8 protein-coding genes are annotated in these 9,508 nt (G+C 73.2%); 7 read left to right on the plus strand and 1 reads right to left on the minus strand.

The window, feature by feature from the left end; genetic code table 11:
- Window positions 1–104: 104 nt before the first annotated feature.
- From ACK586_RS24840 to ACK586_RS24850, 3 genes are all read left to right on the plus strand, one after another.
- Window positions 105–545: a GNAT family N-acetyltransferase gene (locus tag ACK586_RS24840; RefSeq protein WP_409333209.1), complete on the plus strand. Its 441-nt coding sequence runs from the start codon at window positions 105–107 to the stop codon at window positions 543–545.
- Window positions 546–790: 245 nt separating this feature from the next.
- Window positions 791–4,345 carry a DNA polymerase III subunit alpha gene (gene dnaE, locus ACK586_RS24845; RefSeq protein WP_409333210.1) on the plus strand — a complete coding sequence of 1,185 codons (3,555 nt, stop codon included), beginning with the start codon at window positions 791–793 and terminating at the stop codon, window positions 4,343–4,345.
- Between the two features lie 163 nt (window positions 4,346–4,508).
- Window positions 4,509–5,186, plus strand: coding sequence for a hypothetical protein (locus tag ACK586_RS24850; RefSeq protein WP_409333211.1), 678 nt, complete (start codon window positions 4,509–4,511; stop codon window positions 5,184–5,186).
- On the opposite strand, the gene ACK586_RS24855 is transcribed toward ACK586_RS24850, so the two are convergent.
- Complete coding sequence (locus ACK586_RS24855; RefSeq protein WP_409333212.1) at window positions 5,179–6,027, minus strand: LON peptidase substrate-binding domain-containing protein; 849 nt, start codon at window positions 6,025–6,027, stop codon at window positions 5,179–5,181. The genes ACK586_RS24850 and ACK586_RS24855 overlap by 8 nt on opposite strands.
- 168 nt (window positions 6,028–6,195) lie before the next feature.
- On the opposite strand from ACK586_RS24855, the gene hisD reads away from it, so the two are divergent.
- Genes hisD through ACK586_RS24875 form a run of 4 tightly spaced genes read left to right on the plus strand, consistent with a single transcriptional unit; the run spans window position 6,196 to window position 9,413 of the window.
- Window positions 6,196–7,500 (plus strand): histidinol dehydrogenase, encoded by a 1,305-nt coding sequence (gene hisD, locus ACK586_RS24860; protein WP_409333213.1) that lies wholly within the window; start codon window positions 6,196–6,198, stop codon window positions 7,498–7,500.
- Entirely contained in the window at window positions 7,497–8,630 is a 1,134-nt protein-coding gene (locus tag ACK586_RS24865; RefSeq protein ID WP_409333214.1) for a histidinol-phosphate transaminase, read from the plus strand. Before hisD ends, ACK586_RS24865 begins: the two co-directional genes overlap by 4 nt.
- A gap of 5 nt (window positions 8,631–8,635) precedes the next feature.
- Window positions 8,636–9,232: an imidazoleglycerol-phosphate dehydratase HisB gene (gene hisB / locus ACK586_RS24870; RefSeq protein WP_409333215.1), complete on the plus strand. Its 597-nt coding sequence runs from the start codon at window positions 8,636–8,638 to the stop codon at window positions 9,230–9,232.
- A 4-nt stretch (window positions 9,233–9,236) separates the two neighbouring features.
- Window positions 9,237–9,413 carry a hypothetical protein gene (locus ACK586_RS24875; protein WP_409333216.1) on the plus strand — a complete coding sequence of 59 codons (177 nt, stop codon included), beginning with the start codon at window positions 9,237–9,239 and terminating at the stop codon, window positions 9,411–9,413.
- The last annotated feature ends 95 nt before the right edge of the window (window positions 9,414–9,508 follow it).

Here is a 9,508-nt window from a genome sequence, read left to right on the forward strand (position 1 = left end):
CCGGCAGGGGCGCCGTCTCACCTCAGTCCTCGCGGGACAAGCGACGCAAGCGCTCCCTGCCGGGATCCACCGTGCGAAGGGAAGGTAGAGCCATCAGCGCCGGTGTGGCCGACCCGCGGGACCGGGCGGAGCTGGTCGCCCTGCGCACCCGCGTGTTCGTGACCGAGCAGGGGGTGCCGCCCGAGCTCGAGCAGGACGCCGTCGACGCCGTCGCGGTGCACGCGGTGAGCCGGGACGCCGAGGGCCGGGTCGTGGCCACCGGCCGGCTGTTCGAGCGCGACGGGCGCGGGGTGATCGGCCGGATGGCCGTCGACGCCGCCGCCCGCGGCGGCGGGCACGGTGCGGCCGTGCTGGAGGTGCTGCACCGCGAGGCGCGGCGCATGGGGCTGCGCGAGGTGGAGCTGCACGCGCAGGTCACCGCCCGCGGCTTCTACGAGCGCGCCGGGTACGCGGCCGTGGGCGAGGAGTACGAGGAGGCCGGCATCCGGCACGTCACGATGCGCCGGTGGCTGGAGGACCTGCCGGGGGCCGACGCCCGGGGGTGAGCACGGCCTCGCCGACACCGAACCGTCGGTGCTTCGGAGTAGACATCCTCGGTGCGAGGATCGAGAGGTACCGCCGCCCCCGCCCCCGCGCCGCCGGTCTTCCCCGCCGGTCGCCCGCCGGCCCGCCGACGGTCGGGCACGCACGACCACGAGGAGCACGACCGAGACGTGAGCGAGCTTGCGAGCGATCCAGTGAGCACGGCAGCCCCGCGAGCGGGTTCGACGAGCGCCGGCGAGGAGTGCCGGTGAGCAGCGACTCCTTCGTCCACCTGCACGTCCACACCGAGTACTCGATGCTGGACGGCGCGGCGAAGCTGCCCGAGGTGACCAAGGCCGCCGCCGAGCAGGGCATGCCGGCGCTGGCGATGACCGACCACGGCAACGTCTTCGGCGCCTACGACTTCTACAAGCAGGCGAAGTCGGCCGGCGTGAAGCCGATCATCGGCATGGAGGGCTACTACACCCCCGGCTCGCGGTTCGACCGGGCGCCGTTCGACTTCGGCGACAACCTCATCGACGAGGAGGGCGACGGCGGGTCCAACCGCGGCAAGGCGGCGTACACCCACATGACGCTGCTGGCCCGCACCACCGAGGGCATGCACAACCTCTTCCGCATCTCCTCGCTGGCCAGCCTCGAAGGGCAGTACCGCAAGCCCCGCTTCGACCGCGACCTGCTGGAGAGGTACGGCACGGGCCTCATCGCCACGACCGGCTGCCCGTCGGGCGAGGTCAACATGTGGCTGCGCGCCGGCAAGGAGGACAAGGCGCGCCAGGCCGCGGCCGACTTCCAGGACATCTTCGGCAAGGAGAACTTCTACGCCGAGCTGATGGACCACGGGCTGGCGATCGAGAAGAAGACCCGCCCGGCCCTGATGCGGATCGCCGAGGACCTCGGCATCCCGCTGCTGGCGACCAACGACCTGCACTACACGCACAAGGAGGACGCCGAGGCCCACGACGCCCTGCTGTGCATCCAGACCGGCTCGCGGCTCAACGAGACCAACCGCTTCCGCTTCAACGGCGACGGCTATTACCTGAAGAGCGCCCCGGAGATGCGGGCGCTGTTCGACGGTGACCTGCGCTCGGCCTGCGACAACACGCTGCTGGTGGCCGAGCAGTGCGAGGTGGAGTTCACCGAGGGAGCCGACCTCATGCCGCGCTTCCCGCTGCCGCCGGGGGAGGACGAGACCTCCTGGTTCGTCAAGGAGGTCGAGCGCGGCCTGCACAAGCGCTACCCGGGCGGCATCACCGACCACGTGCGCAAGCAGGCCGACTACGAGGTCGGGATCATCACGCAGATGGGCTTCCCGGGGTACTTCCTCGTGGTCGCCGACTTCATCAACTGGGCCAAGGACAACGGCATCCGCGTGGGCCCCGGCCGCGGCTCGGCCGCCGGCTCGCTGGCCGCGTACGCCATGGGGATCACCGACCTCGACCCGCTCGCGCACGGCCTGATCTTCGAGCGCTTCCTCAACCCGGAACGCGTGTCGATGCCCGACGTCGACATCGACTTCGACGACCGCCGCCGCGGCGAGGTCATCCAGTACGTCTCGCGCAAGTACGGCGAGGAGCGGGTCAGCCAGATCGTCACCTACGGCACCATCAAGGCCAAGGCCGCCATCAAGGACGCCGCCCGGGTGCTCGACCGGCCGTTCTCGGTGGGCGACGAGCTGACCAAGCTCATGCCGCCGGACGTGATGGGCAAGGGCATCCCGCTGTCGGGGGTGTTCGACCCCGCGCACCCGCGCTACAAGGAGGCCGCGGAGTTCCGGGCCCGCTACGAGTCCGACCCGGGCGCCGCCGAGGTCGTCGACCAGGCCCGCAAGCTCGAGGGCCTCAAGCGGCAGTGGGGCGTGCACGCCGCCGGCGTCATCATCGGCCGGTACCCGCTGATCGACAGCATCCCGATCATGCGCCGAGAGGCCGACGGCGCCATCATCACGCAGTTCGACTACCCGACCTGCGAGACGCTGGGCCTGCTCAAGATGGACTTCCTGGGCCTGCGCAACCTCACGGTCATCGACGACGCGCTGCGCAACATCGTCGCGAACGGCAAGGAGCCGATCGACCTCGACGCGATCAGCGCGGACCTCACCGACAAGGCCACCTACGACCTGCTGGCCCGCGGGGAGACCCTCGGCGTCTTCCAGTTCGACGGCGGGCCCATGCGCTCGCTGCTGCGGCTCATGCGGCCGGACAACTTCGAGGACATCTCGGCCGTCGGCGCGCTCTACCGGCCCGGGCCGATGGGCGCGAACTCGCACACGAACTACGCGCTGCGCAAGAACGGCCAGCAGGAGATCACGCCGATCCACCCCGAGCTGGCCGAGCCGCTCGAGGAGATCCTGGGCGGCACCTACGGCCTGATCGTGTACCAGGAGCAGGTCATGGCGATCGCGCAGAAGGTCGCCGGGTACTCGCTCGGCAAGGCCGACCTGCTGCGCCGCGCCATGGGCAAGAAGAAGAAGTCGGTCCTGGACGCGGAGTTCGTCGGGTTCGAGGCCGGCATGAAGGAGCACGGCTTCTCCGCCGCGGCGATCAAGACGCTGTGGGACATCCTCGTCCCCTTCGCCGACTACGCGTTCAACAAGGCGCACTCGGCGGCCTACGGCCTGGTCTCGTACTGGACGGCGTACCTCAAGGCCAACTACCCGGCCGAGTACATGGCCGGCCTGCTCACCAGCGTCGGCGACGACAAGGACCGCCGGCCCATCTACCTGGCGGAGTGCCGCCGCATGGGCATCAAGGTGCTCCCGCCGGACGTCAACGAGTCGTCCTGGGACTTCGCCGCCGTCGGCACCGACATCCGCTTCGGCCTGGCCTCGGTGCGCAACGTCGGGCACAACGTCGTCGAGTCGATCGTGCGGGCCCGCGAGGAGAAGGGCGCCTTCAAGGACTTCTCCGACTTCATGCGCAAGATCGACACGGTGGCCTGCAACAAGAAGGTCATCGAGTCCCTGGCCAAGGCCGGCGCCTTCGACTCCCTGGGGCACTCCCGGCAGGGCATCGTCGCCATCCACGCCCAGGCGGTGGACTCGGCGATGGGGCTCAAGCGCAAGGAGGCCGAGGGGCAGTTCGACCTGTTCGGCAGCTTCGGCGACGACGGCGGGGCCGACGACCCGTTCGGCGGGGCGCTGGAGATCACCATCCCGACGGCGGACTGGTCCAAGAGCGAGCGGCTGATGTTCGAGCGCGACATGCTCGGCCTCTACGTCTCCGACCACCCGCTGCACGGGGTGGAGCACGTGCTCACCGCGCACGCCGACACCCCGATCGCGGAGATCAACGCCGGCGGGGTGGAGGACGGCGCCAACGTGACGATCGCGGGCATCCTCACCGCGGTCTCCCCGCGCACCAACAAGCAGGGCGCCCCGTGGGCGATCGCGACGCTGGAGGACCTGGAGTCCGGCATCGAGGTGCTGTTCTTCCCCAAGACCTGGGCCGAGGTCTCGGAGAAGGTGGTCCGGGACCAGATCATCGTGGTCAAGGGCCGGATCAGCCGGCGCGACGACCAGCCCTCGCTCTTCGGCGCCGAGGTGACGATCCCCGAGCTCACCGAGGGCCCGCGCGGGCCGGTGCTGGTGTCGATGGCCGCGGCTCGCTGCACCCCGCCGGTGGTGGAGCGGCTGCGCGAGGTGCTGGGCAGCCACCCGGGGACCACCGAGGTGCAGCTCAAGCTGATCAACGGCGCCCGCGAGACGGTGCTGCGGCTGGACCAGGGGTTGCGCGTGCGGCCGAGCACCGCGCTCATGGGCGACATCAAGGCGCTGCTCGGCCCGACGAGCGTCGCGCTGCTGTGAGGGGGACCGCAGGACCCGGCGGCGGGTGGACCGCAGGACCCGGCGGCGGGGGGACCGCAGGACCCGGCGGCGGGGGGACCGCAGGACCCGGCGGCGGACATCCCGCCGGACGCGGCGGGGGCGTGGGTGCACCCGGCCGGCGCCGGGAGGGTTCACTGGTGGCGTGAGCGACACCGTCGGCCCCGTCCGGGCTGCTCAGGCCGGTACCGGACCGGCTCCCGTGCGCCCCGCGGGCGGGCTCTCCGGCCACCCCGGTCATCCCCCGGGCCCGGCCGCCGCGGAGCAGGCCGGCCGGCGGGAGGAGCGGCGCGCCGGAGTGCTCGCCGGCCGGTGGGGCGGGGCGGCCGAGCTGCGGGCCGACCTGCTGCCCGCCCTGCGGCTGACCGGCCTGCTGGCCCTGGCGGGCCTGCCGGCGGGCCTGGTGTGGTGGCTGCTCTCGCCGGTGGTGCACACCGTCGTGGTGGACGGGCAGACGATCGCGGTGGAGCCGACCGCGACCGAGCTCGTGCCCGCGGGGACCGTCGTCTTCACGCTCGTCATGGCCGGGCTCGGCCTGCTCGCCGGCATCGCGGCGTGGCTGCTGCGCCGGTACCGGGGGGTGACGGTCCTGCTCGGGCTGACGGTGGGCACGGTGCTGGCCGGGGTGGTCGCCTGGCAGCTGGGGGAGGCGCTGGTGGCCTGGTTCGGCGGCTCGGTGGAGACCCGCGTCGGGCCGGCGGTGGCGACGCTGGAGCTGGCCGCGGCGCCGGCGCTCGCGGTGGCGCCGTTCGTCGCGGTCCTGGTCTACGTCGCCGGCACCCTGCTGGCCTCCGGGGAGGACATCGGGCGCGACCTCAGTTGACGCTGCGCGGTCCCGCGAACCGCTGCAGCGGCGCAGGGACCGCCCCGAGGGTCTCCAGCAGCGTCAGCTCGCGGCGCAGCAGCCGGGCCTCGGTGATCAGGCGGCGCCGCGTGGCCGACTCGGCCAGCAGGCCCTGCCGGTCCTCGGTGGTCAGCAGCGCCGCCGACGCGACGAGGTAGGACAGCGCCCGCGGGTCGTCGCCCACCGCCTCCATGAGCGCGGCGGTCTCCTCGTCGCTGCCGGCCTCGGCCGCCTCCTCGCCCTCGCCGGCGCGCAGCGCGCCGACCGCGGCGACGTAGCGGGCGAACAGGTCCCCGACACCGCGGACCAGCACGTCCATCGATCCCCTCGCCACGGAGCTGACCAGGTCGTCCAGCCCGGCCGCGGCGGTCTCGTCCGGCGGCGCCAGCGGTGCGTCGCCGGGCAGTCCGACCAGGCCGTCGGCGTCGCCGGCGGCCTCCTCGGCGGCCTCCTCCTCGGCCAGCCACTCGACCTCGGCCTGCAGGTAGGGCGGGTCGTCGGCGACGAGGACGTCGAGCAGCCGGAACCGGTCGCCGCCGACCGTCACGATGGCGAAACCGCCGTCCGACAGCGGCCGGACCGACTGCAGCCGGGCGGTGCACCCGATGTCGTAGAGGGCCTCGGCCGGGGCCACCTGCTCGACCTCCCAGCCCTGCCGGATGGCGACGACACCGAAGAAGCCCGGCGCCCGCTGCTCCGCGCGCTGCACGAGCAGGTCACGCATCAGCCGCCGGTACCGGGGCTCGAAGACGTGCAGGGGCAGGACGACGCCCGGGAACAGCGGCGTCCCCAGGGGGAACAGCGGGATGACCTGACCCACGCGGCGAGCCTAGGGCCTCAGTACCCGGTCCCTCGGCGGCAGGCGGTGCGGTCCGGACGCCGAGCACGCGGGGCGGGCCGGCGCGCGGCTCGGGCGCGCGAGGGCCCGCCGGGGGCGCGGCTACCCTGGGAGATCGCCGTCCCCTCGCCCCTGCCCGGAGGCATCACCGTGCTCACCCGCATCGACCTGCGTGGATCCGCCCTCCCCGGGGTGCGCGAGCTCTCCGGCCTGCTGCCCCGGGCGGCCACCGACATCGACTCGGTGCTCGGCACGGTGCGGCCGTTGTGCGAGGACGTCCGGGTGCGCGGCGCTCAGGCGGTCCGGGAGATCACCGCCCGGCTCGACGGCGTGGACCTCGAGGACTTCGCGGTGCCGCAGCAGGCCGTCGACGACGCGCTGGCGACGATCGACCCGGCGGTGCGCGCAGCCCTGGAGGAGGCCATCGCACGGGTGCGGAAGGTGCACGCCGACCAGGCGCGCACCGACGTCACCACCGAGGTCGTCCCCGGCGGGACGGTCGTGGAGCGCTGGGTGCCGGTCCGGCGGGTCGGCCTCTACGTGCCCGGTGGCCTGGCCCCGCTGCTGTCCAGCGTCGTCATGAACGTCGTCCCCGCGCAGATCGCCGGCGTCGAGTCGATCGCCGTGGCCTCGCCGCCGCAGCGCGACAACGGTGGGCTGCCCGACCCCGGTGTGCTGGCCGCCTGCGCGCTGCTGGGCGTCTCGGAGGTCTACGCGGTCGGCGGCGCCCAGGCGATCGCCGTGTTCGGCTACGGGGCGGGCTCCTGCGAGCCGGTCGACCTGGTCACCGGGCCCGGGAACGTCTACGTCACCGCGGCCAAGCGGCTGCTGCGCGGGCTCATCGGCATCGACTCCGAGGCCGGCCCCACCGAGGTGGCGATCCTCGCCGACGACACGGCCGACCCGGTGCACGTCGCCGCCGACCTGATCAGCCAGGCCGAGCACGACCCGCTGGCCGGTGCTGTGCTGGTGACCGACAGCGAGGAGCTCGCCGACGCCGTCCTGGGCCTGGTCCCCGGGCAGGTGGCCGCGACCAAGCACGCCGACCGCATCACGACCGCGCTCGAGGGCAGCCAGTCGGGCATCGTGCTGGTCGACGACGTCGAGGCCGGCCTGCGGGTGGTCGACGCCTACGCCGCCGAGCACCTGGAGATCCAGACGCGCAACGCCCGCGAGGTCGCGCTGCGGGTGCGCAACGCCGGCGCGATCTTCGTCGGGGCGTACTCGCCGGTCAGCCTGGGCGACTACTGCGCCGGGTCGAACCACGTGCTGCCCACCGGCGGCTGCGCCCGCCACTCCAGCGGCCTGTCGGTGCAGTCGTTCCTGCGCGGCATCCACCTCGTCGAGTACGACGAGCAGGCGCTGGCCGACGTGGCCGGGCACATCGACGCCCTCGCCGGCGCGGAGGACCTCCCGGCGCACGCGGCGGCGGTGCGGGCCCGGCAGAACGCATGACGGCCACCGCGAGGACGAGCCCCCGGACCGGCCTGGACGACCTCCCGCTGCGACCGGAGCTGCGCGGCAAGACGCCCTACGGCGCCCCGCAGCTGCGGGTCACCCACCGGCTGAACACCAACGAGAACCCCTACCCGCTGCCGCCGGAGCTGCTCGCCGACCTCGGCGCGGCCCTGGCCGAGGCGTCGGTGGAGCTCAACCGCTACCCCGACCGGGACGCGGTCGCGCTGCGCGCCGACCTGGCGACCTACCTCACCCGGACGGCGGGGCAGCAGGTGACCCCCGACCAGGTGTGGGCGGCCAACGGCTCCAACGAGGTGCTACAGCAGATCCTGCAGGCCTTCGGGGGCGCGGGCCGCACGGCGCTGGGCTTCTCGCCGTCCTACTCGATGCACCCGATCATCTCCGCGGGCACCGGGACCGGCTGGGCCGACGGGCACCGCCGCGCCGACTTCACGATCGACCCGGGCATCGCGGCCGGTCAGGTCCGTGAGCTCGCGCCGGACGTGGTGTTCGTGACCAGCCCGAACAACCCGACCGGCACCGCGGTCGAGCTGGAGACGATCGAGGCGCTGTACGAGGCGACCTCGGGCGTGCTCGTCGTCGACGAGGCCTACGCGGAGTTCGCGCGGGCCGGCACGCCGTCGGCGCTGAGCCTCCTGCCGGGCCGGCCCCGGTTGGTCGTCAGCCGCACCATGAGCAAGGCGTTCGGCATGGCCGGGCTGCGACTGGGCTACCTGGCCGCCGACCCCGCCGTCGTCGACGCGCTGCAGCTGGTCCGGCTGCCCTACCACCTGTCGGCGCTGACCCAGGCCGCCGCCCGGACCGCCCTGGCGCACACCGACGCGCTGCTGGCCACCGTCGACGCGGTCAAGGCCGAGCGCGACCGGATCGTCACGGCGCTGCCCGGCCTGGGGCTGACCAGCGTGCCCAGCGACGCGAACTTCGTGCTGTTCGGCCGCTTCGCCGACGCGCACGCCGCCTGGCAGGCGCTGCTGGACCGCGACGTCCTCGTCCGCGACGTCGGCATCCCCGGCTGGCTGCGGGTCACCGCCGGCACGCCTGCCGAGACCGAGGCCTTCCTCACCGCCCTGGGTGAGGTGGCACCCGCCCACCGCCTGGGAGACTGAGAGCCATGAACCGCACCGCACGGGTGGAGCGCGCCACCAGCGAGACCAAGCTGGTGGTGGAGGTGGACCTCGACGGCACCGGCAGCAGCTCGATCAGCACCGGCGTCGGGTTCTACGACCACATGCTCACGGCGCTGAGCAAGCACAGCGGCATCGACCTCACGGTGCGCGCCGACGGCGACCTGCACATCGACGCCCACCACACCGTGGAGGACGTCGCCATCGCCCTCGGCCAGGCCTTCGGCGAGGCTCTCGGCGACAAGAAGGGCATCACCCGCTACGGCGACGCCACCATCCCCATGGACGAGGTGCTCGTGCAGGCCGCGGTCGACCTGTCCGGTCGGCCGTACTTCGTGCACGCCGAACCCGAGAACATGACGCCGATGATCGGGCCGGACTACCCGACCTCGCTCACCAGGCACGTCCTGGAGTCGTTCGCGTTCAACGCGCGCATCACGCTGCACGTGCGGGTGCTCTACGCCGGCCGCGACGCCCACCACATCGTCGAGGGGCAGTTCAAGGCGCTCGCCCAGGCGCTGCGCACCGCGGTCGCGCTCGACGCGCGGACCAGCGGCGTGCCCTCGACCAAGGGTGCGCTGTAGTCGGGTGGGGTTCGGTCTCGCCCTGCTGCTGGTCGGGGGCTTCCTCCTCGGCGGCGTCTACAGCGTCTGGAAGGCCGACCCGGACAGGGGCGGGCGCAGCACCGGCCAGGTGTTCGTCGCCGTCGTCCTGCTGATCGCCGCGGGTCTGGCGACGGCCGCCGGGATCCTGCGCCTCGTCTGACTGTGAGGCTGGCCGGGTCGACTCATCGGTGATGGGCTGACAGCCGGCGGCAGTGGGCGTGACCCTTCGCCTGACTGGCTTCGTGCCTTCCAGCG

This window comes from Trujillonella humicola, assembly GCF_046233715.1.
Lineage (GTDB): Bacteria > Actinomycetota > Actinomycetes > Mycobacteriales > Geodermatophilaceae > Trujillonella > Trujillonella humicola.